Origin of the sequence: Legionella cardiaca, assembly GCF_029026145.1 — a bacterium.
GTDB classification, from domain to species: domain Bacteria; phylum Pseudomonadota; class Gammaproteobacteria; order Legionellales; family Legionellaceae; genus Tatlockia; species Tatlockia cardiaca.
This window is the reverse complement of the sequence record NZ_CP119078.1, coordinates 1,840,725-1,867,642: the sequence shown is the minus strand read 5'-3', so window position 1 is coordinate 1,867,642 and position 26,918 is coordinate 1,840,725. Positions and strand designations below refer to the sequence as shown.

Below are 26,918 nucleotides of genomic sequence, written 5' to 3'. Positions count from 1 at the left end.
ATTTTAAACCTAAGAAATCATTATTTTTTCTTGACCTCCCCTGTCGGAACTTCAATCACAGCATGTTCAGCTTGATAAAGTCATGGATGAATTCTTTTCTCTAACTTTGAGATTATGAATATCACGAATTGAGGTGGCATAGGGATTTTTATCTTTTTCCCAACGCTCGTTATCCCAATGGTAATAATCAAGAACGGTATACCCTAGCTCTTTTAACAGTGGTACGCCTTGGTTTTGCAGTGCTTCTCGTCGATTTTCAAAAATCCCGCTGCAACGCAAAATGTAAAAAGGATTGTTAGGCACCGTTTTCATCGCCGCTTCGAAATAGGCATGGTAATTATCCTGGGAGAGGGCAAAATGATAACTCAAATCGCCTAATATAAAATAAGCCTTGCCTAATACTAATCTGGCTTCGGTATCTTTTATATTTTCAAGCAAATTGATAATTTGTTTAAGTAACAAGCTCGCTTTAGGGATATTTTCTTTTGTAGAAGGGATGAAATGAATCAGGTGATCTGCCTGACGCATTAAGCTTTTTGCCAAAATTAGTTGATGGTATTTTTTACCATTACTACCTGTAGGTTTGCATTGATTGAGCAGGTTAATTGCTTTCATGATTTGAGTAAGATCGCAATCTTCAATGTTATGCTCACTGATATCTCTTTCTATTAACGCTTCAGCATATAAAGTCATACAAGCATAATACCTTTCTCGCCTGCTATTGCTTTCATCTAATTGTATGGTTTTTTTCATTTGACCAATACTTTCAGAGGTTAGTTTTTCAACTTCTCGCCAATTGTGTAGACTCTTAAATTCGGTCGCGGTTTGATATTTTTGTTGACCCAATCGCTCAAAGTGGCTGGCAAGTTTTTGTAAATCAACAACATAATATTCGCCTTTTGCTTGTTCATACACTTGATAAGCACTGTCATATTGCTGCTCGGCAACAGCAAGTCGAAAAGCTTGCGCAGGATATTCTTGTGCTATTTGGGAATTAAAACTGGCTACAAATTTTATTTTATCAATACTTTCAGTGTCTCTAGTTAAGTAATAAGGCGTAATTGCTTTTGCCAGGAGAGAATCCATTTTGACAAACGCTAAAATTTGTTCTTTTGGAAATTGTAGTAGAAACGTGACGGCTTCATTAATATCTTCATGTTGTTCTATTAAGGCAAAAGCGCTCGCAAAATTCTTTTTTTCTAAATAAAAGTTAATAAAAAAATTTTTGTCTTCTTGACAAATATCAGGCGCAAATAAAATCGCACGTTCAACCAATCGTTGTGAATCCACTGATAAATTAAGCACTTGCTTAATAAATTTAGTAGCCCAGCTGGATGCATTATGAGATTTAACTTTGTCAAGGTGTCTTTTAGCCACGGCAAAACCATATTTACTATTGGGTAAAGCATCATATTTTGCAAAAGGAGGGGATTGCTCTAAGTGGTCTACAGTGCGGTTAATGAGTTCACCATCTTGGGGATCCAGTTTGGGAATTTCTGACCAGAGGTCTAATGATGCCCACGCATTACCAAAGGCATACCTGGGCGAAATTAGTGGTTGTCCCTCACGAAGAGACGCCTCCACTTGATCGGCATAAAATGTAATTAAGCTATTTTGCAATGCCCCCGTATCTGCTGGTGTTTTTGCTTTTGAAATGTCATTAAGAAACCCAGTGTTGTCGGGTATATTCTGATTCTTGAGGATATCAGCAGGTAATTGCGGATAGCCTTTTAGATAACCAAAGTAAGCAAATTTATATAGCCCCAGTTGAATTTTTTTAGTATCGCAACCATTGCTAAATCCCAACCAACCTTTGAATGATTCAAAGACATACCATAAAAAACCTATTGGTTGAATGTCATAACCATCTGTATAAAGATATTTGGCACTAGTCAAATTTGTGATGACATTTAAATACTCTTCTTTACTATCCTGGAAGAGAAAGACATCAGGATAGAAACCAAAAAATGACCGCTGTTTTTCCGGTATCTTCTCAAATAGTGCTTGGTTAAGACGAGGCATGAGGACTCCCGCAATGACATTAGAGGAAATGAGATGATCACTGTCTTTATGTATTAAAAATGGGCTGATTGTACCATGAGAGCGACAAAAAGATAATTAAAGACGTATATGTTATAAGAAATTTAAAGGATTAATAATTGAATAATTTATTTTTTTTACAGAAGGGGAACAGCATAATGCTGCACTGCAGGTTATTTGTGGCATAAACGAGATCATTTGCCAGGTTGTTTGGTGCTTATGATCGACTATGAGCTCATTAGTAGGAGGAACAACCGGCACATCAAATTGCTGCGTAGGGTAGGCAAGTCCTAAACCACAGGCTTTTATTAACGCCTCTTTTTGTGCCCAAATGTGAAAAAAAGACAAAGGTTGTCTTGCGGGGCTTAATTTAGAAAAATTAAGAATTTCTTGAGGTGAAAACATGTTCTTCGCGATTCCTTGATAAGGTCTTGCTGAAAAAAACTCTAAATCAATACCTAAAGGAAATTGCCTGCCTACAGCCAATAATGCCAACTCCGCCGAATGGCTTAAGTTAAACTCGAGATTAGAGCTTTGCACCTGAGGTTTACCATGATGATTGTATTCAAAGGATAATGTTGCCGCGTCTTGCTTGAGATAGCGAGCAAGGATGGTACGCAGCATAGCGCGAGCGACTATAAAACGGCGCTGATGACGCTCAAAATAAAAGCGATTTGCGCGCTCGTGTTCTTCTTTGGTAAGCAAGGAGGTTGCGCAAGGAGGTAGATTGGCTAGACTGAACTCCCAAATATCAATACGATCGTGTTGCAAAATATAATCATCGAGAGGCATGGGGTAAAATAGGGTCATAAGGATTCTCTTTTACAATCACCGGATGGAATTACAACATCATTCTATGAGTACGCTATATAATACGTAGGAACGGTAGCGTCAAAAAGCAGTTACGGGTATCATAGCGTATGAAAATAAATTCGCCAAATGAGTAGCAAATGAGTCGTCAATTTTTGGATTTTGAACAACCTATTGAAGAATTGAATCAGAAAATTCAAGCATTGCGTATGGTTGGTAATGATAACGAAGTAAATTTAAGTGAGGAAATTGCTCGCCTTGAAGCAAAATGCGAGGAATTAACAGCAAATATTTTCTCTAATTTGGAGCCTTGGCAAGTTGCGCAAATGTCACGCCATCCTCTGCGCCCTCAGACTACTGATTATATTGAAAATATTTTTACTGACTTTCAAGAACTGCATGGTGATAGACATTATTCGTCTGCTCCTGCCATTATTGGAGGCCTTGCGCGTTTAAATGGTGAACCGGTTATGGTGTTAGGACACCAGAAGGGTAAACGCACGAAAGAAAAAGTGTATCGTAATTTTGGTATGGCTCGGCCTGAAGAATATCGCAAAGCTTTACGATTAATGAAAATGGCTGAAAAGTTCAAATTACCCATTTTTACGTTCATTGATACAGCTGGTGCCTATCCTGGTATTGGAGCAGAAGAACGCAATCAATCGGAAGCTATCGCAAGAAACCTATTGGAAATGGCTAAACTGAAAACAATTGTTATTTGTACTGTGACTGGTGAAGCTGGTTCAGGAGGGGCTTTGGCCATTGGTGTTGGTGATAGGGTGCTAATGCTGCAATATGGTATTTATTCTGTTATTTCACCAGAGGGATGTGCCTCTATTCTCTGGAAAGATGCCGCAAAAGCGAGTGAAGCTGCGCGTGCTATGGGGATTACTGCGGATAGAATTATTGAATCTGGTCTTGTTGATGAAGTAATTCCTGAACCGTTAGGTGGTGCTCATCGTAATGTCGGTGAAATGGCTGCAAGATTGAAAGAGGTATTAATTGATGAGTTAAGAACTCTAAAGACCTTTTCCATGACAGAGCTTTTGCAGCAACGTTATGAGAAATTTATGGCAATGGGGGCTTGTGACTAAACCACTGCTAAAAGACGAGTTTTTACAACAACTCAACAAGTATGAGCGCTTATTAATTGGTTACAGTGGAGGATTAGACTCCACTGTGTTACTTCATCTTCTTTCAACCCAATCATTTCTTAAATCTAAATTAATTGCTGTTCACATTAATCATGGGCTTAGTCCTAATGCCCAAAAATGGCAAAAACACTGTCAAGAATTTTGCAAAGCTTTACATGTATCCTTCATAGTCGAGCAAGTGCACCTTTATCACACAGCAAACATTGAAGAGGCTGCAAGAGAGGCAAGGTATGCGAGTTTTGCCAAATTAATGAAAGATAACGATGGTTTAATTTTGGCTCATCATCTAAATGATCAGGCTGAAACACTGCTTTTACAGCTTATCCGCGGAACAGGTATTGATGGATTAGCGGGAATGGCTTTCTCAAAACGATTTGCCACGGGAAAACTATTACGACCCTTTTTAGGTCATTCGCGAGAAACGTTAGAGGCTTATGCTAATTTTCATCAACTTCAGTGGATTGATGATGAAAGTAATGAAAATATTGATTTTTCACGTAATTATCTAAGACATCAAGTGATGCCTTTGCTGGTGTCTCGTTGGCCTAAGATAAGCAATAATTTTGCACGTACGAGTGAACATTGTCAGCAAGCGCAATCAAATCTTGATGATTTGGCAAAAATAGATTGTCCATCCCTTACAAAGGCTTCGGGTCAACTGACACTTACTCAGTTAAAAAAAGATCTTAGCTGCGCTCGATTAACAAACGTTTTACGGTTTTGGCTTAAAGAAAACCAAGTCAAATTGCCTTCTACGGCAACCTTTAATCGCTTGATAACTGAAGTTATTGAGGCTAAAGATGATGCGAATCCGCAAATAACCTGGGAAAATAATCAGGTCAGGCGTTACCAGGAAACGCTGTATCTACTAAAGATGTCTCAGAGCATACCAATTTCTCCATTGCGATGGTTATCTTTTCCCGAACCATTGAATTTGGGTGAGAGTTTAGGTGTTTTACATGCCAATTTAAGCGATAAGGGGCTTGTTATCCCTGAAAAAAGTATCATTGAAGTTCGGTTTCGCAAGGGGGGAGAAACATTTTTTTGGCATGGTCAAACGAAGCAGTTAAAAAAACTCTTCCAGGAATGGCAGATTCCTCCCTGGATGCGAGAACAAGTTCCTTTGGTTTATGTGGATAATCAATTAGCCTGCGTGGTAGGGTATGCCATTAGTGATTGTTTTTATAATTCATTAGCCAATGTAAGCTATCAATTATCCTTGCATTGGGGCTCGTAATTATACACTTTTACATAGGTGTATTAATTTGATTCGAGGAACTATCCTTACAAATGGCATCTTCTATTGGCTTAGTCAACAAGGCGGCTAATTCATTTATTCGATTATAATTACCCTTCAATAAAGGTTCTTTGTCATGCATTAGTTTGGCTGCCTGTTTGATACTGCCAAAAAGATCATTAATTCCTTTAGGAATACTCGGATCGACCCCGACATTTTTAATAGTTCCAATTTCTTTAAAAACACGTAAACATTCTTCATGATTTAAATCTGGGAAATCAAGTAAGTTTGCTGAACTACTAGCAGTAAAAAAGACTCCTCGACGAGAAGACTTTAGGCCTTTTTTCAATGAAAATTTATCGTTATCCAGGAAGGATTCAAGATTTTTTAATAGCGAGTCTATTTCGATATTATTCCTTAGAGTAATGCTAAGATGACAAGCTGCTCTCTGAATTTCTGGTAACCATTCGCAGTAATGGAAGGATAGGTCCACAATATAATACACTGGATTTTCTTTATTTTTAAAATTTATAGTCCATTTACAAGAGGTACGACTTTCAAGCCGTGGACCATCAAAACGCAACCACATGATATTCCTTATTTGTGAAAAGATGCGATTCTAATAATAATCCAGACGTATATCGATGTTATTTTTCTGCATTTTTTTCATATCTAATTATTATAAAGCCTATTTATTAACTAATAGTTAATGGTATTTAATTTTTACCTCATTTATCAATTTAAATTCAATAAATATAATTGTTTCATCTTGATGTATTAATGAGGTAATTAAAATGATATCGACATTTCGTATGGGATGGCTGCTCAGTTATATCTCCATTGCTTCATTTTCAGCCGCGATAATTACCCCAGGCTTGCCGCAAATACAAATGCAATTTGGCTTGCAAGCGGGTGAAGTTGAGTGGATTGTATCTGCTTTTTTACTGGGTTATGTCATTGGACAATTAGTTTATGGACCCGTTGCCAATCGTTGGGGAAGATTATTTGCCTTGCGCCTTGGATTAGGCATTAACCTTATTGGTCTTCTGGTTTGCTTCTTAGGGTTGGCTGTGTCAGGTTTTTGGTTAATTGTCCTGGGGCGTTTAATAAGTGCTTTAGGAGCCGCTAGCGGTTTGGCATGCACCTATATGTTAATTAACGAATGGCTTCCTGAATCGCAGCGCGCTACTGCAATGGCCTATAGTATTTTATCCTTTACGATTGGTATTGGTTTGGCAGTGGCTATTGGTAGTTTCATGACAGAATATTGGCAATGGTCATTTTGCCTTTTAGTGTTGTTAATTCATGGTATTGTTATGCTTCTGGGTACATGGATGTTTCATGAAACTTTGCAGATAGCAAAAAGCATCAACCTAGCCACGATTGCGAAAAGTTATTTGCAAGCGTTAAAGTCAGGAAAATTAATTGTCTTTTCATTAGTCATCGGTTTTTGTTCAGCAGTTGGATATTGTTTTTCTGCAGCCGCACCACAAATTGCCAGTGACATTTTGCATATGCGAACAGTAGATTATGGTTACTGGAATTTTCTTAATATGTTTGGCATGTTAATTGGTGGTTTATGGGCCAAAATTTTGATGAATCGTTTTCCTGCTAAACAAATTATTGTCCTTGGTTTAACCGGAAATATCGTTGGCATCTTAAGTCTTGCAGCCATGATCTATTGCAGTTCTTTTTCGGCTGGCTGGTTTTTTCTAAGCACCATGGATTTCTATATTTTTAGCGGATTGCTCTTCGCGGCCGGTTCATTAGTTGCTTCAAATGCAATCAATGATAAAGCGAGTGGTTCGGCAATGATGAGTTTTATCAATATGTTTAGTGCTACTTTGGCCGTAATTATAATGAGTGGGCTTAATACTAATCCTTTGAAGGCTTATGTGGAAATTCTGACAGGTATGTGGCTATTGGTTGCTGGCTTATTGATCCTGCAACATTATTGGAGCAGGATAGATAATTCAGCTCATGCTAACGCCATTTAATTAATTAACTGGGATGAACTTAGCGAACATCCCATTGAATATTTATAGGATCAACATTCAGGATGATTAACAGCCAAGCCACCCATGGATGTTTCTTTATAGATACTCTGCATGTCTTTACCAGTATCCTTCATTGTGCGGATAACCTTGTCTAAAGAGATCTGGTGTTGACCATCACCAATCAGAGCCATACGGGAAGCATTGACTGCTTTAACCGCACCCATGGCATTGCGTTCAATGCAGGGAATTTGTACCAAGCCCATCACTGGATCACACGTCATACCAAGATGATGTTCCATTGCGATTTCTGCCGCGTTTTCAATTTGTTCGACTGAACCACCCAACACAGCAGTCAATCCTGCCGCGGCCATGGAAGATGCTACGCCAACTTCACCTTGGCATCCCACTTCAGCACCGGAAATAGAAGCCCCTTCTTTATAAAGAATGCCGACAGCCGCGGCTGTTAAAAAATAAGTATAAATATCTTCTTTTTGCCAACGATCGTGCGCTTCCTGACAATATCTGAGAACAGCCGGAATAATACCCGCCGCACCGTTGGTCGGTGCTGTAACAATACGTCCGCCTGCAGCATTTTCCTCATTAACAGCCATAGCAAACAGATTAAGTTTGTTCATAATATCGGACTGTTCAAAAACACTGGGTATACCCTTATGTTCAATTAGTTTTTTATACAGATCCGGCGCTCGGCGTTTGAGGTTTAAGCCACCGGGTAAGTTACCCGGATGATGACAGCCATTTTCGATACACTCATCCATTACTTTTGCAATAGCAAGTATACCTTCATGAATTGCATCAGCAGTTCTCCAGGTTAATTCATTGACCATCATTAATTCCGCAATAGTCATTTTGTTTTCCCGGCAAAGGGTTAAAAGTTGACGAGCCGTGGTAAAAGGATAGGGAGGGGGAGTATTGACTGTGGATGCGTGATCAAACTCTTCTTCTGTAGTAATAAAGCCACCGCCTATGGAATAATAAACTTGCGTAAGTAGCGTGTTACCTTCTTTATCATAGGCCGTAAAGCGCATCCCATTGCTATGTTTGGGGAGGAGTTCTTTTTGTAAGAATAAAAAATCGGAATCTTCAACAAAAGAAATGGTTTTTTCCCCTGCCAAACGGAGTTTTTGGGAGTTAATAATTTCCTGCATACGAGGAACCATACTCTCAGGAACTACCGTTTCAGGCGCCTTTCCTTCCAATCCATTTAGAATTGCTTTATCAGTGCCATGCCCCTTCCCTGTTAATGCAAGTGAGCCATAAAGCTCAATTTTTATCCGTTCGCTCTTATCAAATTTCTTTTCCTTGAATAACAAATCTAAAAAAGCATTAGCCGCCAGCATCGGTCCCACCGTGTGGGAGCTTGAAGGGCCAATACCTATGGAAAACAAATCAAATAAGCTAATACTCATTCTAAGTACTCTGTGGTTTAAATAATGACAATTTTAGAAGGAAATTGTCATGCAAACAACATTAATATGGTGTTGTTATTAAAAGATTAGTTGAAAAATCGATTTTGCTTAAGCCTTGACTAGTAATTTCGTGTAAATTTAGGCAGAATGGTTGGGCATTTTTGCAAGTTCTATTCTGACCAAAGACAAAAGGGGATTGTTTATGAAGATGAGACTGGTCGCTGCAGCTGTCATAGGTTTGACAATGTCTACGGCAATTGTTGCCGCTGATGCATCAGCTACTGCTACAACTGCACCTGCTACATCTACCACACCTGCAACATCGTTAAATAGCGACATGGATAAGCTGTCTTACAGTATTGGTGCTGATTTAGGTAAAAATTTTAAAAAACAAGGTATCGACATTAATCCTTCAGCAATGGCTAAAGGCTTACAAGACGGTATGAGTGGTGGTCAATTATTGCTGACAGAACAGCAAATGAAGGATGTATTGAATAAGTTTCAAAAAGACCTAATGGCAAAACGAAATGCCGATTTCACTAAAAAAGCTGAAGAAAACAAAGCAAAAGGTGAAGCATTCTTAAATCAGAATAAAGGCAAAGAAGGTGTTATTAGTTTACCCAGCGGTTTGCAATATAAAATATTGCAAAAGGGCGACGGTGCTAAACCAACAAAAGATGATACTGTTACCGTAGAATACACTGGTAAGTTGATTGATGGTCAAGTGTTTGATAGCACTGATAGAACCGGTAAACCAGCAACGTTTAAAGTATCACAAGTTATTCCTGGATGGACTGAAGCGTTGCAATTAATGCCAGCCGGTTCAACTTGGGAAGTTTACGTTCCAGCTGATCTAGCTTACGGTCCACGTAGCGTCGGTGGTCCAATTGGTCCGAATGAAACTTTAATTTTTAAAATTCATTTGATCTCTGTAAAAAAGACTGAAGCCTAATTAAATCCAGCGCTCTCCTACTAGAGAGCGCTACTTATTTGAATTCTTAATCTTGCTTGTTTATTCCTTCTCTACTTTTTTACCTCAATCATGTCTTACTCGCTTTTGCACAAGACTTGAATAATGAATCGTCCAATGAGCAATGTTAAGAATTTAATGTGATAGAAATTCATAATCCGAGCATTCTATGTATGAATAAGCGATTGTTAATTATTTTTTTACTGGGCTTTTCCTCAGGACTTCCCTTGGCATTAATTAGTGGAACATTACAAGCCTGGTACGCCGACGTAGGTATGTCGGTGTTAGCAACGGGGATGTTAAGTTTGATTGGCTTGCCCTATGCTTATCGCATTGCTTGGGGCCCGCTTCTCGATCGCTATTCGCTTTTACCAATTGGAAGACGACGAAGCTGGATGTTGCTAACTCAGGTAGCTTTATTACTGGGTTTTAATACACTAGCCTGGTTCTCGCCACGTACTTCTCCAGAAATAATGGCTGCTTTAGCTTTTATTTTAGCCTGTCTTTCAGCCACACAAGATGTGGCTATCGATGCACATCGAGTTGAATATTTATCGACGTCAGAGCATGGTATCGGGGCCTCCATAGCTGTTTTTGGTTACCGCCTCGCTCTGGTTATTGCTGGTGGATTAGCTTTGGTTATTGCTAAGCATTGGGGATGGGCCTTTACTTACCGTTTAATGGGTATATTAATGTTTGTCGGTATTATTGCCACGTTGGGAAGTTCTGAACCTAAAACACAACTGGAAAATAGCAGCAGTTTTGTTAATTCATTCGTTGCTCCTGTTAAAGATCTTTTAACTCGGCGAGGCATTATTCCCTTATTATTTTTTATTTTATTCTATAAATTAGGTGAAGCTTTTACTGCGACCACAAGTGGTATAGTAATGCCTTTTTTAATCCAGGGTGTTGGATTTTCATTGGATACCATTGGCTATGTAAACAAGATGATGGGCCTTAGTTCTATTCTTCTCGGTGGTTTGGCCGCCGGTGTGATATTAATGCGCTTTTCATTATTCAAAGCACTGTTAGCTTTTGGCTTGTTACAAGCAGCAACGAACATTTTATTTATCTTGCTAGCTATTGTCGGGAAAAATTTAGCCTTATTTGCCACAGCGGTCATTTGCGATAATTTTGCAGCCGGCATGGGGTCAACGGCGTTGGTTGCTCTATTTATGAGACTCGTGAATAAGTCTTTTACCGGTACGCAGTTTTCCTTATTAGTCGCTGTTTCAACATTACCGCGAATTTTTTCAGGTCCTTTGGCGGCAATGTTGCAAATGTGGCTGGGTTGGATAGGGCTCTATCAATTGTCGTTTATCTTGGCGCTAGGATTTGTTCCTTTTCTTTTGTTAATAAGAGAACAAACCAAAAGTACTGCCGAGGTTGATTTTACTCAGAGAGAAAGTGCGACTGTTGTTCATTGATTTAGACTCTCAGCAATTTAAACTTAAGCTAATAAGTGTTGTTAGTGAATGATTGGATTATCATCAGGATAAGTTGCAATTCCTTGCGGAAATCCCGTTGTGATGCCTGGGATACTGATATTGTTATAATTCCAGTTTTTTGCTGCTAGTTCACCAGCCATCCAAAAGCCAACAGTATTTGATAACATTTCAGTAGGTTCTGCTAATGAAAATTTCAATCTTATTAAGAACTCTTCAATTTTAGGTTTTTTAGAGTAGGCATAATCGCCCGGAATAGTGGGGCGGTCAGGTAGAAATATACTCGGAATGTTAATAAAGACGGCATTGGCAATGACCGAGCGATCATGTCTGGAATTCCATATCGTGTCATAGTAGTCAAAATCGGCTTGAGATAACTCATTTGCACCAAGTGATGATTTTACTTCCGCATAAGGCACCATATAAATTCTGTCGGCAGACAACGTGTTATTTGCTAATGCTTCAATAAATGGTACTAGCCAATTACTACCCTTGGTAACGCCAGCAGAAACATTGGAGCCAGCAACAAAACGAATGAGGACTTTTGTCTTGGGCCAATCAAGCTTTAATTTCGAAATCTCGCGATGAAGCTCATCCATGCTTTGTAACGCTGTGAGCATGAAGGTACCAACCATAACATTATTGTAAGGAATTGAATAAATTTTGTTCCCATTGAGAAAGTCATTTTGTAATAAAGTCGTATTAAATGATTCTTTGCCGCTTAATACATCACTCATATAATTACCAGCCATAGAACAGGCATAATCAACCATATTATGAATTGTGGTTAAATATGGTTTCCATGAGGGTGCATTGATTTGATCGAGCCAATTATTATTAGTCTGCGAATTGACAGCCCTTACAGCTTTAACATCGTTTAATAAAATTCTCATTTGCGACTTCCAGCTACTATCACCATTGGCTTTGATTTTTGCAAGATACATAAGTGCTGTGCCAATATGTGAAATTGCCGTCATTTCAGTAAAACCTGTGTTGGGCGCAGTACGCAGCAGCTGTTTAAGCTCAAGTTTGCGGTCGCTGTTATAAACATACAAAGTAGAGTTAATGAACATAATCAAGGGGCCAGTCTGTGAAGTTAGACTTTTATTCTGTTGTGTTTCCGATTGATACAGGGTTTGAGAAATATTAATTTTGCCTTTAGGATAGTCTGGATCGTTATTACCTGTAAAATCATAATAAAGATCCCAAAATGCTTGTGATGTGGTGTAGCCATTAGTGTTACTAGCAAAGCTAAGGGAATTGTTAAACATAACTAACAATAGGTAGAATATTCGAATAATTATAGATTTCATGACAAGTCCCTTCGCTTTTTAATCAGCTGCATTTAATATTCAAATATCAAACTAGTATGTTGTTATATTTGAAAATCATTCTCAAAAAAATTTGCTTAAAGATAGATATCACTAATATCAATAGGATTGTAGGCATTCCACAACTTAATAATCAGATCATCCAGGTAACTTGGAAACGGATGATAACCTGGTGAATAATTATTCTCTAATAGGAGTTGTGCTACTAAATTATGAGCATAAAAGATAGGGTCAATAAAATGGAGCAAAGTCGGGTGTTGCAAAGAAAAGTTAATTGGCATCCGCGAACATAACACATTATCGTTACTAAAGTTAGAGCCAATTTCATCGCTCGCACCCATATTGGCAATAATTGCTTGGGAACAGTCCTTAGCTGTTAGATATCGTGAGAGAAAATCAGGCTCGCCTGTTGCGGTGACTAGACAAAATGCTTTTTTGGCGCAAATTTTGATAGTTTCTATTTGTGATATATGAAGAATTTCAACATTTAAAGCTTCTGCTTTTCTTAATTGTTCTTGAGATTTATCAACCACAGTCACATAAGGTGTCTCTTTCAGTAAATACTTTACAATTCCGCGACCGACCTTGCCAAAACCAAAGACTAAAAAATGTCGATTCTTAAGAGGTTCGCCGATTTTTTCTTTCAATGCCCTTACAAAAGATTCACCTGTACCATACATGCCTTCTAATTTTTTAAGATTCGATTCATCAACATTAATGACAGGGTAGAGAGTATTTGCTTGTTTATAACGCTCTCCTCCAGTTTGTGTTAATTCAGCGATACCTCTACTGATTGTAACATGTGGCATATCCATTACTTCAGCGCAACAGTCTAAAGCAATATCAAAGGTACCTTTAATATTTTCATGCTTTTCAATGTACTGAATCCCTAAGCGATTTAGGAGCGATACTATAGTAGTCAATGGCTGGCCAAGAAATTTAGTATTGGTAACCGTTAGTTCGGCTCCAGCAACTAGAAGAGGCTCTAGTTTTACCAAGGTTTCATAAGTTAAAGGAATGTTATGTAGTAATTTGATTCCAGTTAAGGGTTTAGTTTTATTCCATTGAACGCGCAAGTCATTTAACAGTTTGGCTTGGGTGGCAGGGAAGATTTCTAAATTATGTTGAAATAATGGCGCAAATTCATGATTGCTTAACATCGTTAACATCCTTATTTAAGTTTGTAAATAGTAAGCTGATTTAGAAGTGAAAACCAGATAGTAAGGATATTAAGATTGGAGTAATTTTATCTAAATTAGCTATAAGGAACTGGTCTTAAATTCTGGATTGCTCTATAGGTATACTCGATAATGCGCTTTGATTGCTTGAATGCTTGTTGTATAAAAAAGGTTTTTCCACAAATTTATAGGAGAGAAAGGCAATAAGAAGGGTGAAGCTTATTGATATTGACATGCTAAGCCAGAAGTTTTGACTGATTAAATTGATAACTACCTGTTGTATTGGGAATGCATAAATATAGATTCCATAAGAAAGATCAAATCGACCTTTTATCCATTTATCCTGAAAAGAAATCCCGGTAACTATGATGATGATAGAAAGACTTAGCGTGCCAAATAATGACATTAATAAATGACCTTGAAAATTGAAAAGTGATATCAATGCAATAAAGAGTAAATAATGTTTAAAGGGGAGCCAATATTTTTGTAGCATTGCCATTAGAGAGCCGGTGGTAAAAGCAATTCCATAGAGAGCTATATAATGAATATGGAAAACGTTAACGTAGAATAAAGTCCCTATTTTGGTAAAGGTTAACGCTAGATTTGTAAAAACTAGAACCACAAATAACAAGAGAACGATTCTCCAAGTATTTGCTAAAGAAAGTACAGCACCTAAAAGAATGTAGTAGGCGAACTCAATTGGTAAAGTCCATAAGCTGCCATTTATTGCGTTCTTATATAAGAAATCAGAAAATACGCCTGGGATCTGCTTATGCAGAAAAATACAATACAGCAAACTTGTTATCAGTGTGGATGGACTTAATAAGTATTCCAAGCTGGATTCTGTCGTAAAGATCCCACCAATTAAATAGCACATCATAAATGAACAGACGATAAGCCCTGGAAAAATTCGGCGACAGCGTCTAAACAGATAGTTTGTGAAATTTCCTGCGCGCGTAAAGCTTCCTGGCATAAAATAACCAGAGATTGAAAAAAATAATATAACGGCAGTGGTTCCCAAGGTATCCCAATGTAAAAAAATGGGTTCTGGAAGTAATAACAGAGCATGTTGATGACTATAGAGAACGAGCAGGGCAGCGAAATGTCTAATCAGGTCAAAAGAGTTATTTCTTCCCAATTTATGTTTCCTTAGCAAACAGATAATTGAGCAGCAGTCCTATCAGTGGGTTGCATTGTCGCTGAAAAAATAGCTGGGAGCAAGATATTAGGTGGCTAGCTAGGGGCGAAATAAAGAAAGGAAAAAGAACTAATTCAGTGCTAAATTTTGGTACCGAGGGTGGGACTCGAACCCACACGGTGTCACCACCACCGGATTTTGAATCCGGCGCGTCTACCAATTCCGCCACCCCGGCACAGGCGGCCATTATAGCAAAGAAACGTGGCGAAACAATGGGAAATTGAAAATTATTTGGAATCAGCTGGCTTACACAGTTGTTTCAAGACATTAACAGGATAATTTATAGTAAATAGTTAAGATTAAAGAGAGAGATTGCCACTATTTTGGTTAATATTCTGGTAGAATTTTATTTAATAAATATAAAAATAGGATTAATGATGCAATCAATTCCGTCATGCCCCAAATGCAATTCTGAATACACCTACGAAGAAGGCTCTTTATATATTTGCCCAGAATGTGCTCATGAGTGGGAGCAAGGGGGTAGTGAAGCAGTAAATGACAGTGCACTGATTGCCAAAGACGCACATGGTCAAATTCTAAGTGATGGGGATACCGTTACGGTAATTAAGGATCTTAAGGTAAAAGGTTCTTCAGCAGTTATTAAAGTGGGCACTAAAATAAAAAATATCAGAGTCGTTGGTGGTGATCATGATATTGATTGTAAAATTGATGGTATCGGCCCAATGAAGTTAAAATCAGAATTTTTAAAGAAAGTATAAACAGTATTGCGAATAGTTTTTGATATAACTTGTTGTTTCAAATGTTTTGCACAGTCTAATACATGGGTAAACCTATGAAAAAAATAATTACAACATACGTTATATTTGCATCTTTTACTTGTCAAGCAGCGATTTTAACTTGTCCTGATCCAGATACAACTTCATTAAAATGGGGCGTTATTCCTGAGCCGTGGATTAAAAACCCTTACTCCTCTAATGCTGTTCAAGGAGAAGAGGGAACTCGCTTTACTAGAGCAAACATCCTGGTGGCAGGCCTGGGGCGCGGCGTTATGTGTACCTATAAAAACTCATTAGGCGATTATTCAATTTGGTGGCCGGTTAAAATTAAAATTCCCGCTCGCTCTGATTACAACTGGATCGAAACTGTTGGTGGCTTTGTCTGTACCCAATCCGTTGTCGACTGCAAGTTCAATGTTGCAATCGAGGCAATAAAATAATCATTTTCAAAGTCCATGTGGGGTCTGGATGCCTCGGACGAGCCATGGCACATAGGCGGCAGGTGAAATGTTCAATAGGCCCTGGTGTTTAGAAAAATAAAGATAACTGTGGTAAGTTAAACAGGATTTATATGCCGTAGGGAATGGCTCAATGTTACTGCTGGGAAAATTTTTAATTTATGCTTTGATTATCCTGATTGTAAGTGTCAATAATGCTTTTGCAGAGGATAATCCTTGTACTGCTTCTCCGCCGGTAATTACTCTAAGTGATCGAGGGGGAAATGCTGATAGCCCCTGTATTATTCCTGTTAAAACTGCTTTCCTAGAGGGGGGGTATCTTTATCAAAATCTTATACCCTCTGGTCAGTTACAAACATATCCCCAAGGTGAGTTTCGTATTGGTTTACCAGCTCATTCGGAGATAGGTCTTTTTTTACCAAACTACAACACGCCATTTTCAGGATACGGTCCTTTCGGCTTCGATATAAAGCATCAATTTGGCGCTGGTAAGAACTGGATATTTTCCACCCAAACGACATTCATTTTACCTGGGGGCAGTTCAGTTTTTGGCAGTAAGGGACTTGGTGCCAGTATGGCAGGGATCATGACTTATAATTTAAATGATCAATGGAGTTTAACAGGAATGCTACAAATAGGTTCCTTCACTGAGCCCACGATTATTGGGGGTGAGCGTTATATTTCATTTACTCCTGATTTAGTTTTGAGTTATTCCCCTATTGAAAGACTTACGCTTTATGGCGAAGTTTATAGCTTGTCACCAGTTGGTCCGAATCAAGGGGATGTAACTCTTGTAGATTATGGTTTGCTTTATATGCTGGTGCCTCAGTTTGCAATCGACGTGGGTGTTTATCATCAACTGGGAAATAATCCGAATCAATTTAAGAATGCTTTTGGTGGTGGCTTTACGCTAGTGCTTTAACAATAGAGCTGTATAAACCCAGCAAGTTTACCACAGCAAGTTTGTTATAGGAAAATCTCCAGCAAAGTAAATCAAAGCTATAGTGCTATAAACTTTATGTTCATTAATTATTCAATTTGGTTTAACTTGCTATACTTAAAATAAATCATTTTTATAAGGAGATAAAAATGGGGTACATTATTGCGTGGCTTTTGGGTGTTCCCTTAAGCATTCTTGTATTAATTTGGTTAGTATCTCACATATTCTAAGGATGGAAGTCATGACTAGAGCGAAAGAAGTAATTGTTGAGTCTGAAACTATTTTACCTCCTCTTAAACGCATATCCTGGAGCGCAATACTCATGGGTGCAATTGTGGGTATTGGTTTAAGCTTTTTATTAAATCTCTTTGGGATAGCAATTGGTTTAACGTTTATTAAAACAGGAACAACCACAATAGCGGTGGGGGGGCTGATTGGCATAATTATCGGTATAATTGCCTCCATGCTGGTGGCGGGTTATGCAGCCGGTTATTTAGGAAGAGGTTACTGTCCACAACGTAATCTTGGCATTCTCTACGGCTTTGCTACATGGACGGTTGCTTTGATTTTAAGTGCAATAATTACGGCGCATTTAAGCCAATATGTAGAAAGCTATACCCAAGCTGTCACACAGACAGTAGTTGCTCCAGATAACACACAAAATACACCGTCGGTGTCTGTTGAACCAAAATCTGAAGCAAATACTACTAAATCTCAAGTCAATGTAAGTGTGACTCCCGAGCAGTTAGCCTGGACCTCTTTTTCAATTTTTGTGCTTTTCTTTATTGGCGCATTGGCAACATGCCTTGGAGCATGCTGGGGAATGAGTTGTAAAAGGATTGATTAGAGGCAAGAACAAGATTAGAAATTAAGGGTTTACCTTTTGGGTGGAAAGAAGTCACTCTGGTGACTTCTTTTTAACCTTTCTTTTGACAACTAAATTCTGAGTAGCATTAATTGCTCTCAGTTGTCTTCAAAATCAAACTTGTCTTACTCGACCTCTATTTGCATTTGATAAATTGTACCTCTTGTGTCTAAGACTATTGTTAAACGTTTTTTCAAAAATGGAGCTATATTAATTAGTTGAGGTTGAGAGGGTTGTTATTAACTATGAAAGAACATCTTTTTAAGCAAAATCGAATTGAAATTAATTACGTGGTGACAGAAAGCAAAGGGCTTCCTATTTTATTGTTGCATGGAGTAACGCATCGGTGGCAGTCTTTTCTTCCAATTATTCCTAAGCTGATGGAAAATTTTAAAGTCTATGCTACGGATCTCCGTGGCCATGGGAAATCAAAAAAATACCCTGGTGCATATAAAATTGATAGTTATGTAGAAGATATGCAACTGTTTATTGAACATCAAATAAAAAGATCGGCTATCATTTTAGGGCACTCTTTAGGGGGTATGATAGCGCTTATGCTTGCAGCAATATATCCTAAGTGGGTTAAGGCTTTGATTATTATAGATACCCCTCTAAATCTTGAACGGGTGCATGAATTAACAGGTCATCACCGAGCTCTATTAGATAATTTGGGTTCTGAGTATATTAAAACGATGTATTCGCCATTAATGCAATTATTACCACCTCATGTTCAGAATTGTGATCTCGATATGTTACTTGCGATGATTCAACGGCCTAAAGAAATGTTTAGCTCATATCAATTAGAACAGTTGCTTCCGAATATCAAATGTCCAACCTTAATTATCAGGGGAGCACCAGAGCGAGGCAGTCTGATAAGAGAGGACGATATTTACCGCGTAGAAAAACTTATAGTAAATTTATCACATGTTTTGATTCCCACCGTGGGTCATTCGCCTATCCGGCAAGATAAGAATGCTTTGCTGAATGAAATTAAACTATTCTTAAAAAAGATTTTGGAATAAAACTAAATTTTCCATCTAGTCAAATATCTTTTTGGACATTCTCATCGGTTAGCCAGCAATGGTACTGGGATCTTGAAATTCATTATAACTATTAAGAATAGTAGACTTTTAACTACTAATTATTTCTTTGTGATTATTTTTAATGAAGGTGATGCCCAATAAATTAACTGGGCATCGTTAATCTTCTTATAAGGTAAAAGAATATTTTCTTTACGTTGAAATCGCCAAAACTCACCACAATACCTGCCATCTTTTCGGTTAGAAACTACCTTAATTTCATTTCCATTTTCATCAGTAAATTGTTTGCAATATTCAATGTCCTGGTTTGGAGGTATTTTGAATATTGAATTAGAGAGGCTTACCTCTCCTTGTTTATTAAGAGAAAATATCAATCTATCTATAAAGGCATATAGGTCATAACTAAAACTATATATGAGTGTTGAAAATAAAATCACTATAATTGTGGTCTTAATTTTGGGAAGTCTAACTTTTCTTGCTGTTAATATCTTATAAAAAAATAGCCAGGAGATGATTAATCCTAGCAAGTAAATTAGTGTAGTCATTTTTCTATTTATTGCAAAGCTAATGGAGTCTCTCTAACTTAACAAACAAATAAGATACTTTCCATCCTGGTGAGCTACTCAGCTTCGCGCATGTCCTCTATCGCCACACAGGAATAAATTTATAATGTATTTTTTCTTTGTATTAAGCATTAATGATCATCGATCTTATTAATACTTCTTAATTTGAGATAAATAATTACTGGGTACGCCTGTTAGTATAATCAGCTCTAGAGATGCATTTGTGGACATCACTGTTGTGAGATCTAACTGGGCTTTTAGATAGAATGTTTCTCGCCAAGCTGAGATTTAGGGAGTAGCAATTCAATTTCCTTGCGGATTTTCTTAAATGACGTGGTAGGTAAGTATTGTTTTAGGACTTTCCCCTGAGGATCCACCACAATTTTTGTAAAATTCCACGGGATAAATTTTAAGGGGCGTTTTTGAATATTGCTGCGAATATACTGATATAGAGGAGCCTGATTTGTCCCCTTTACATCTATTTTTGCGAATAATGGAAAAGTAATGCGGTAGCAACTTTCTGCAAATTCTTTAATTTCTTCATGGCTTCCAGGTTCCTGATGTAAAAATTGATTACATGGAAAACCAAGAATGCTAAAGCCTTTGGCGTGATAATCTTGGTAAAGTGCTTCCAGGTCAGTATATTGAGGAGTAAAACCGCATCGGCTGGCAACATTGACAATCAAGAGAGCTTGTCCTTTATAAGCTTGTAAATTAGATTGGCTACCATCCATTTTTTTAACAGGCACTTCATAGATTGACTGATATTGATTACTCAAAATTATGTACTCCTATTTATATCACGCACAGGATGGCATATCAGGAACATCATAACGTAGCAAAGGTTTTTAAACTGTACAACAACTAAATGTTTTTTGCTGAATAGAGGAGGAATTATTGCCGCAAAAGATGCGGCAGAAGGGAGATAGATTTATAAGCGATCTTCGGTAATGTTTATCATCATTTTCAGCGCTTTTTTAGCATTCTCAATAATCCATTGTTGGTCGGTTTCACTGAGGCGCTGACGGGAGCCGGTAAATTCATTCACTAAATCACCAGCTTTAACTTCATTGTAGGCCATTGTTTTACCTTGACGTAGTAAATCAACCAGGGCGACAAGATGAGGCGGATCATTGCGTGACATTGTTGCGCAGCCGCATCCCATGCCTTTTTCATGATCTTTTTTTGGAGCTTCCGCCAGATTGACAGCCTCTATACCAAGATTGCGACAATGCTGTTTTACGTTTTCGACCATATGATTTTCAGTTCCTATCGCGTATTTTTTGCTACCAGCTCTATCGTTGACAACATAGTCCCAAATAAATGCAGTAGAACCAGCATGCTGAGCTACACGAATAACATCATTGCGGCATTCAGGATGTACGACTGTTGTATAGCCGTGCTTATGCCAGTATTCGCACATTTCAGGTTGATAGTGGGTATGAACAGCGCATTCACTCGAAAAAAGAATGAGCTCTGCCTTATCAAATTGCGCTAGTGTTTTATTATCCTGAGCTTGTAAGGAGTATTGAGCGCCAGCTGTACCACCAGGCCAATAAGCAAGATTTCTGATACCCATCCAATAAGCAATATTTTCACCCATATGGCGATCGGGAATAAATAATATTTTTTTATTTTGTTTTCGAGCCCATTCAAAAATTTTTTTAACATTTGAACTGGTACAGACTGCACCACCTTGAGCTCCGGTCATTGCTTTTACACGACCTGAGGTATTCATATAACAAACGGGTAAAATATTTTCCGGTCCATAGCGCTCATTGAGATCCATGAAGGCTGGTTCCACCATAAAATCCTTAGCAAGCATTTCCATGGTGCATCCTGATTTAGGATTAGTTATATAAACGTGTTGATGGGGATTGGCCAAAATAGAAATTGACTCGGCCATAAAATGCACTGCTGATTCAATAATTACGGATTTTTCAGGGTGATTAGCAGCCATCAGTGCCAATTGATAAGAATCCCCAATTTGTCCACCAAACTGTTCCACAAGCCTGACAATATCACCGCCCATGTAGTAATGAGCTAATAATAATAATTGGTCACCAAAATGTTCTTGTGCTTTTTTTAGATAGGGTTGCATCCAGGATAACACCGTGGTTAATTTACGATCGGGTAGAGCAAGGTATTCTTCGGCGTAAGGGGTAAAATCCTCTTGATACCAATCCAGTGGATAATCACTTTGACAAATGCTCATATCATTAGTAATGCGCATCAATGTTTTTTCTGGTTGATAAATGGATCGACTTTTAAACATCCAGGACCTCAAATTAAATGAATGGATTTTGCGGCGAGGTTAACCGGGAAATACTTTCCTCGGCATTTGCATTTTTTTGAGGAAAATCTTCTCGATAATGTCCTCCACGTGACTCCCTTCTTGATAATGCTGCCCTAACAATCAATTCCGCATTTAAAACAATATTACGTAACTCAATGAAATCACGAGTAATACAATGTTTCCAATAGTATTCTTCAATGATTTTTTTTCTCTTCATGATTAATTGTAGTAGATCTTGTAGCCCGGCTTCGGTCCGCACAATGCCGGCATAGGAGGTCATTTCACCTCGTAAACCGCGCCAATGTGCATTAATCTGACTGGCTCGTCTGGGATTCACTTCACCGGGAGAGCTCCAATTGGGAATTGCCTCGCTGATTTTTGCCGGGGTCATAATATCTTTTAGCGTGCATCGGGCTGCATTGCCAGCCATAACCAAAGCTTCTAACAACGAATTACTCGCCAGGCGATTGGCACCATGTAAGCCGGTAAAAGCAACTTCACCTATTGCATATAAACGCTTGAGATCAGAACGGCCATCTACATCGGTTAATACGCCACCACATTGATAATGAGCTGCAGGAACCACAGGGATCATGTCTTGACTCATATCAATGCCAATACTCAGCAAGGTCTTATAAATTTGGGGAAAGCGTTTTTTCAAAAAGGCCTTGGGTTGATGCGTAATATCTAGATAGACAAAACCATGTTGGCTTTGTTCAATTTCACTAAAAATAGAACGAGCGACTACATCGCGAGTTGCCAACTCCAGAGATTCGGGGGCATAGCGCTGCATAAAACGTTCATTTGTATCTGGGTTTTTTAACAAAGCCCCTTCACCGCGAACGGCTTCAGAAATTAAAAAATTATTGAGTGAATGATGATGAAGCAGGGTAGGGTGGAATTGATAAAATTCCATGTTACCAACGCGAGCACCTGCTCGATAGGCCATTGCCACACCATCGCCAGTGGCGATAATGGGATTGGTTGTATAGCGATATGTTTTGCCAGCACCTCCTGTGGCAAGGATTACACAGTTTGCTACAAAAGTATGAATGCGATTTTGTCGACAATCTAGCACATAAGCACCTAGAACCTCTCCCTGAATATCTGTACGGTGAGGATGATACTGAGTAATTAAATTTACCGCGATATGATGCTCGAAGAAGGTTATTTGAGAATGTTTTTGGGCCATATCCAGTAATGTCTGTGTTATGGTCAATCCCGTTTGATCGCCGCTATTAAAAATGCGTCGATGAGAGTGTCCTCCTTCCTGAGCCAAAGCAAAATTACCGTCTGCCTGTTTAGTAAAGTGAATGGCGTAGTTTAGTAAATCTTCTATCGCTTGCGGCGCCTGGCGAATAATGAATTCCACAGCAGGCTGGTAACAAAGTCCATCACCTGCTTGCAACGTATCGGCAATATGGGATTCTGGTGAGTCTTCTTTACTCACTGCAGCAGCAATCCCACCTTGAGCATACCGGCTATTGCACTCATAACTTTCAGCTTTACTTATCAGGGCAATTTTAACGTGAGGCTGGATTTTAAGTAACTGAAGACAATAGTTAAGGCCAGCTAAGCCGGTGCCTAATACCAAAACATCAAACTCTCGAGCTTCTCCCTGCTGGTTTAGTGTTGTCATGAGAATGCTTTTACTAATTGAGCCGCCAAACCAGTATATTTTTCCGGGGTTAACTCGATTAATTGTTTTTTAACCTCATCAGGAATAGCAAGCGATTGAATGAATTTCTTTAAACTTGCCTGATCGATACCTTGGCCGCGTGTTAAATTTTTAAGTTGTTCATAGGCATTAGAAATGTTATAGCGACGCATGACTGTTTGAATTGGTTCAGCCAGAACTTCCCAATTAGAATCCAAGTCTGCTTTTAGAGCAGGTTTGTTAATTTGGAGTTTATCATTACCTTTAGCAATCGCCTGGAAAGCGATAAGCGTATAGGCGAAGGCAACACCAAGATTACGCAAGACAGTCGAATCAGACAAATCACGTTGCATGCGAGATTGCGTAAGTTTATTGGCAAAATGATTAAACAGGGCATTTGCTAAGCCAAGATTACCTTCAGCATTTTCAAAATCAATAGGATTTACCTTGTGCGGCATGGTCGATGAGCCAACTTCTTCCGCGACCGTTTTTTGCTTGAAATAATTGAGTGAAATATAGGTCCAAATATCGCGTGTGTAATCAAGCAAAATATTATTAATGCGAATCATGATATGAGAAACCTCTGCAATCCCATCATGAGGCTCGATTTGTGTTGTGTAGGCGCTGAAAGACAAACCCAGGGAACTGACAAAATTCGCACAATGCTTGCGCCAATCCACATCCGGGTAGGCAATGATATGCGCATTATAATTTCCTACAGCGCCATTACATTTAGCCGGTATAAGGACTTCAGCTAATTGTTGCTGTGGACGTTTTAAGCGTGCGACAAAATTTACAAGCTCTTTTCCAACTGTCGTTGGCGTAGCCGGTTGTCCATGCGTCCTTGAGAGCATGGCTATATCGCCGTGCTGTTTGCCTAACATGGTAATACTGCCGATAATTTCTGCAAAAGTGGGTTGAATAACTTGTGCAATTGCTTCTTTGACCATCAAAGCATAGGCTAAGTTGTTGATGTCTTCTGAGGTACAGGCAAAATGAATAAAGGCCGTGTATTTGCGTAGGCTTTCAAACTGTTCTAATTTTTCTTGCAAATAATATTCAACCGCTTTGACGTCATGATTGGTTGTTTTTTCATATTCCTTGACTTTTTCTGCTTCCGCTTCATTAAAATTAACTAATATTTCTGCTAGATAGACTTTAGCACCATTATCAAGTTGAGGGACTTCTGCAATATCTTTATTGGCAGCAAGGGCTTCAAGCCAACGAATTTCAACCATCAAACGATAATAAGTGAGAGCAAACTCGCTAAAGTAAGAACTTAGGACCGTTGTTTTCTTCAAATAACGTCCATCGATAGGAGAAATAGCATTTAAAGGGGATAAAGTCATTGGTGAATCGCCGCAATCGTAAAGCGCATATAATATTAGATGCAACGGCAGATGTGAATCAAAACAATCACTAAAATGAGAATAAATGGTGCAAAATAAAACCTGCGGCAAATGCCGCAGGTGTGATAACTAGTGTTGATAGCAAAGAATATATATTAATTGAAGGTTTGTCTTAACGTATCGTCAACGGTGTGAGCTGGCGGTATTGTTGCAGCGTTAGCACTGTTGCCAAAGAAAGTTTGACCAATTGTCCCTGTAAGGCCCGAAAAGAGAGCTGGAGCTGAAGGAAGATTTTCCGGATTGAGCTCTTTTAATCGGTGGCGAATAAGGGCTGTTAGTTCACGTAGCTCATGTGAGTCTTTAAGTTCATTGTAGGGGAAAATGCGATATTTAGTTTTATGACCCTGATAGGGGGTTGCATCATTCATTGGCTCACGGGTTTCTGGATGCGAGTTGTGTAGTTGCAGCCATTCTTTAAGATTTTTATAATCGATAATCTTAGTGGTTCCTTTCACAGGTTTCCATTTGTTGGGTTCGTATTCATACAATTTTATAAGTAAAGAAGGTTTCTCTATTTCTAAATGAGTAAGTTCATCAGCTATTAAACTATCGTCAAGCATTCCTTCAATACGCTCTTTTTTTATCGCTTCATTAAGTGCTGTCAGACGTTTATGTAGATCCTCATATTGGGAGAGGCTATCGCCAAGATCGCTAATCTCACGGGCTTTTTGTAATTCCTCCGCAGATAAAGGTGTAAAGGCATTAGGAGTTGTCGTTGTATTTGAAGTTACCTCAGTATTATCAGTTAATTCTGACGGAACCTCATTCGTTGAGCGAGGCACATCTTCGAATTGGCTATAGTCGATATCATCAATATCGGTGAGTTCATTAAGGCCTTCTTCATTCAATGCCTCTGCTCCTCCACCATTAGCGATACGGTGAAGTACAGCTGCGGTAGTTTGCAAGGTACGACTAAAGGGAACAAAGCCTGTTAAAAATTGTTTGAGAACGTGTGGAATTAATCCTTCCGCATAACCTTCTGTTGCTCCTAGGCGAATGCTGCTAAATATGTCTTTTACAGTAGTAACTGCTGCACCAATAAGTGTTGTAATGGTGAGAGGAGGGATTATCACTAGTGCGATTATACCCACGAGAGAGCCCGTAATAATAGCAGAGCTTAATTTACTACCCATCTCTGCTTTGGAATAGGCTACATAGGCAAAGAGAAGAGGAAGACCAACAAGAAGAATGGACGCTGTCAGTACAATTAAGGCGGCTAAAAAAAGATTAATTAATAAGGATTTAATAGGATATAAAATGATACCAAAGAGAGCACCACTTACTTTATTAAGAGCTCGAAACATAGGGTCACCTTAATGTTAAAACTGTTTAAATTAATAAGACAGCTTGGTTTTAAAAACGGACTTTATGTTAACAAAATAAACAGAAAAGACCAAGTAAATTTACAAAATAAAAACAAATTAAATATTGAATAGCCACTTGAAATGGTTTGTTTCCTCAGAATTAAAAGGTCTATACTGAGAGGAAATCGTTCAAAAAGGAGTGAGAATTATGCAGTCTGAGGAAGAATTAGGGGATGATTTATTTCATCAGGAAGAAGTAAATAGCAGGAGAGCTGTTCTAAGACAGTATATGAGAGCACTTGCTGATTATGAGAAAATAGGTAGTTTCTTGCTTGATAGATTGTGTAATGGCTCATTAGAGGCGGTAAAGTCAAATATCAAATCATTATGCGTAGTAATAGCTGCAGAGGGTGATGGAGATTTAAGGCATGCTGTTGCTGAAGCATTAGCTAAAAAAGCTAATCAAAATCGGGGTGTTCATTCCATTTTAGAAGAGTTTTCAACGAGAGAAATGCCGACAATTGCGGGCACAGCAAGTGGCATACTTACTGTTGGGGCTAGTCTAAAGACACCATGATTTAACCGAGGGCCTCTTATACAATAAGGTACTTAATTGGCTTAAACTGAGTTATTGAGCTTGGTTGTCTTGCTTATTAATCCCCATTAGAAATTTATTAATGGAAAAATTTAACCTTTTTAATAGTGCATAGTTTCATTAACAGGCATGTCGTTTAATGTAATGTCATTTCCCCGTGGGCGGGAATGACATAAGTTAGATGAAACATACTTTTAGTTTCCAGATGGAAGGCTTGGGGAGTTATCTTTTAAGTTTATTTTGAATAAATAAACATAACAATATATA

Annotated in this window: 24 protein-coding genes and 1 tRNA gene; 11 read left to right on the top strand and 14 right to left on the bottom strand. The window is 38.4% G+C overall.

Annotated features, from left to right (window positions below; translation table 11 throughout):
- Positions 1-66: 66 nt before the first annotated feature.
- Both PXX05_RS07980 and PXX05_RS07975 read right to left on the bottom strand, forming a co-directional pair.
- Positions 67-2,022: a hypothetical protein gene (locus PXX05_RS07980; protein WP_275087697.1), complete on the bottom strand. Its 1,956-nt coding sequence runs from the start codon at positions 2,020-2,022 to the stop codon at positions 67-69.
- A gap of 111 nt (positions 2,023-2,133) precedes the next feature.
- Complete coding sequence (locus tag PXX05_RS07975; protein WP_420844577.1) at positions 2,134-2,850, bottom strand: 4'-phosphopantetheinyl transferase family protein; 717 nt, start codon at positions 2,848-2,850, stop codon at positions 2,134-2,136.
- Between the two features lie 140 nt (positions 2,851-2,990).
- Here PXX05_RS07975 and PXX05_RS07970 point away from each other — a divergent pair, with 140 nt between their 5' ends.
- Complete coding sequence (locus PXX05_RS07970; protein WP_275087696.1) at positions 2,991-3,944, top strand: acetyl-CoA carboxylase carboxyltransferase subunit alpha; 954 nt, start codon at positions 2,991-2,993, stop codon at positions 3,942-3,944.
- Positions 3,937-5,241, top strand: coding sequence for a tRNA lysidine(34) synthetase TilS (gene tilS / locus PXX05_RS07965; protein WP_275090484.1), 1,305 nt, complete (start codon positions 3,937-3,939; stop codon positions 5,239-5,241). Before PXX05_RS07970 ends, tilS begins: the two co-directional genes overlap by 8 nt.
- A gap of 10 nt (positions 5,242-5,251) precedes the next feature.
- Here the strand turns inward: tilS and PXX05_RS07960 are convergent, their stop codons facing one another.
- Positions 5,252-5,830: a hypothetical protein gene (locus PXX05_RS07960; protein ID WP_275087695.1), complete on the bottom strand. Its 579-nt coding sequence runs from the start codon at positions 5,828-5,830 to the stop codon at positions 5,252-5,254.
- A gap of 205 nt (positions 5,831-6,035) precedes the next feature.
- Here PXX05_RS07960 and PXX05_RS07955 point away from each other — a divergent pair, with 205 nt between their 5' ends.
- Positions 6,036-7,238, top strand: a complete 1,203-nt coding sequence (locus PXX05_RS07955; protein ID WP_275087694.1) for an MFS transporter — start codon at positions 6,036-6,038, stop codon at positions 7,236-7,238.
- A gap of 50 nt (positions 7,239-7,288) precedes the next feature.
- Here PXX05_RS07955 and PXX05_RS07950 read toward each other — a convergent pair whose 3' ends face one another.
- The gene (locus PXX05_RS07950; protein WP_275087693.1) at positions 7,289-8,665 is read right to left on the bottom strand and encodes an L-serine ammonia-lyase; all 1,377 of its coding nucleotides are present in this window, start codon (positions 8,663-8,665) and stop codon (positions 7,289-7,291) included.
- A 202-nt stretch (positions 8,666-8,867) separates the two neighbouring features.
- Here PXX05_RS07950 and PXX05_RS07945 point away from each other — a divergent pair, with 202 nt between their 5' ends.
- On the top strand, positions 8,868-9,617 hold the full coding sequence (locus PXX05_RS07945; RefSeq protein ID WP_275087692.1) for a BamJ family beta-barrel-assembly machinery protein: 750 nt from the start codon (positions 8,868-8,870) through the stop codon (positions 9,615-9,617).
- Positions 9,618-9,808: 191 nt separating this feature from the next.
- The gene (locus tag PXX05_RS07940; protein ID WP_275087691.1) at positions 9,809-11,062 is read left to right on the top strand and encodes an AmpG family muropeptide MFS transporter; all 1,254 of its coding nucleotides are present in this window, start codon (positions 9,809-9,811) and stop codon (positions 11,060-11,062) included.
- 41 nt (positions 11,063-11,103) lie between these two features.
- Here PXX05_RS07940 and PXX05_RS07935 read toward each other — a convergent pair whose 3' ends face one another.
- The 4 genes from PXX05_RS07935 to PXX05_RS07920 all read right to left on the bottom strand — a co-directional run bounded on the left by PXX05_RS07935 (position 11,104) and on the right by PXX05_RS07920 (position 14,962).
- A complete protein-coding gene (locus tag PXX05_RS07935; protein ID WP_420844643.1) occupies positions 11,104-12,351 on the bottom strand; it encodes a DUF5624 domain-containing protein in 1,248 nt (415 codons plus the stop codon).
- 137 nt (positions 12,352-12,488) lie between these two features.
- Complete coding sequence (locus PXX05_RS07930; RefSeq protein ID WP_275087689.1) at positions 12,489-13,571, bottom strand: NAD(P)-dependent oxidoreductase; 1,083 nt, start codon at positions 13,569-13,571, stop codon at positions 12,489-12,491.
- A 115-nt stretch (positions 13,572-13,686) separates the two neighbouring features.
- Positions 13,687-14,727, bottom strand: a complete 1,041-nt coding sequence (locus PXX05_RS07925) for an acyltransferase family protein (protein ID WP_275087688.1) — start codon at positions 14,725-14,727, stop codon at positions 13,687-13,689.
- Positions 14,728-14,875: 148 nt separating this feature from the next.
- A tRNA-Leu gene (locus PXX05_RS07920) sits at positions 14,876-14,962 on the bottom strand.
- A 202-nt stretch (positions 14,963-15,164) separates the two neighbouring features.
- Between PXX05_RS07920 and PXX05_RS07915 the strand changes: the two genes are divergently transcribed.
- The 5 genes from PXX05_RS07915 (at position 15,165) to PXX05_RS07895 (ending at position 18,809) form a co-directional block, all read left to right on the top strand.
- Positions 15,165-15,506, top strand: a complete 342-nt coding sequence (locus tag PXX05_RS07915) for a zinc ribbon domain-containing protein YjdM (protein WP_275090483.1) — start codon at positions 15,165-15,167, stop codon at positions 15,504-15,506.
- 74 nt (positions 15,507-15,580) lie between these two features.
- A complete protein-coding gene (locus PXX05_RS07910) occupies positions 15,581-15,964 on the top strand; it encodes a DUF3757 domain-containing protein (RefSeq protein ID WP_275087687.1) in 384 nt (127 codons plus the stop codon).
- 151 nt (positions 15,965-16,115) lie between these two features.
- Positions 16,116-16,904 carry a transporter gene (locus PXX05_RS07905; RefSeq protein WP_275087686.1) on the top strand — a complete coding sequence of 263 codons (789 nt, stop codon included), beginning with the start codon at positions 16,116-16,118 and terminating at the stop codon, positions 16,902-16,904.
- Positions 16,905-17,163: 259 nt separating this feature from the next.
- Entirely contained in the window at positions 17,164-17,769 is a 606-nt protein-coding gene (locus PXX05_RS07900) for a hypothetical protein (RefSeq protein WP_275087685.1), read from the top strand.
- Positions 17,770-18,032: 263 nt separating this feature from the next.
- Entirely contained in the window at positions 18,033-18,809 is a 777-nt protein-coding gene (locus PXX05_RS07895) for an alpha/beta fold hydrolase (protein ID WP_275087684.1), read from the top strand.
- 119 nt (positions 18,810-18,928) lie between these two features.
- Here PXX05_RS07895 and PXX05_RS07890 read toward each other — a convergent pair whose 3' ends face one another.
- The 6 genes from PXX05_RS07890 to PXX05_RS07865 all read right to left on the bottom strand — a co-directional run bounded on the left by PXX05_RS07890 (position 18,929) and on the right by PXX05_RS07865 (position 26,056).
- Positions 18,929-19,372 carry a hypothetical protein gene (locus PXX05_RS07890; RefSeq protein ID WP_275087683.1) on the bottom strand — a complete coding sequence of 148 codons (444 nt, stop codon included), beginning with the start codon at positions 19,370-19,372 and terminating at the stop codon, positions 18,929-18,931.
- Between the two features lie 275 nt (positions 19,373-19,647).
- Entirely contained in the window at positions 19,648-20,169 is a 522-nt protein-coding gene (locus tag PXX05_RS07885) for a glutathione peroxidase (RefSeq protein ID WP_275087682.1), read from the bottom strand.
- 152 nt (positions 20,170-20,321) lie between these two features.
- The gene (nadA, locus tag PXX05_RS07880) at positions 20,322-21,665 is read right to left on the bottom strand and encodes a quinolinate synthase NadA (protein WP_275087681.1); all 1,344 of its coding nucleotides are present in this window, start codon (positions 21,663-21,665) and stop codon (positions 20,322-20,324) included.
- Positions 21,666-21,678: 13 nt separating this feature from the next.
- Positions 21,679-23,325: an L-aspartate oxidase gene (nadB, locus tag PXX05_RS07875; RefSeq protein ID WP_275087680.1), complete on the bottom strand. Its 1,647-nt coding sequence runs from the start codon at positions 23,323-23,325 to the stop codon at positions 21,679-21,681.
- A complete protein-coding gene (purB, locus tag PXX05_RS07870; RefSeq protein ID WP_275087679.1) occupies positions 23,322-24,692 on the bottom strand; it encodes an adenylosuccinate lyase in 1,371 nt (456 codons plus the stop codon). The genes nadB and purB overlap by 4 nt, the downstream gene beginning before the upstream one ends.
- 155 nt (positions 24,693-24,847) lie before the next feature.
- Positions 24,848-26,056: a hypothetical protein gene (locus tag PXX05_RS07865; RefSeq protein ID WP_275087678.1), complete on the bottom strand. Its 1,209-nt coding sequence runs from the start codon at positions 26,054-26,056 to the stop codon at positions 24,848-24,850.
- Between the two features lie 208 nt (positions 26,057-26,264).
- On the opposite strand from PXX05_RS07865, the gene PXX05_RS07860 reads away from it, so the two are divergent.
- Positions 26,265-26,633 (top strand): hypothetical protein, encoded by a 369-nt coding sequence (locus PXX05_RS07860; protein WP_275087677.1) that lies wholly within the window; start codon positions 26,265-26,267, stop codon positions 26,631-26,633.
- The last annotated feature ends 285 nt before the right edge of the window (positions 26,634-26,918 follow it).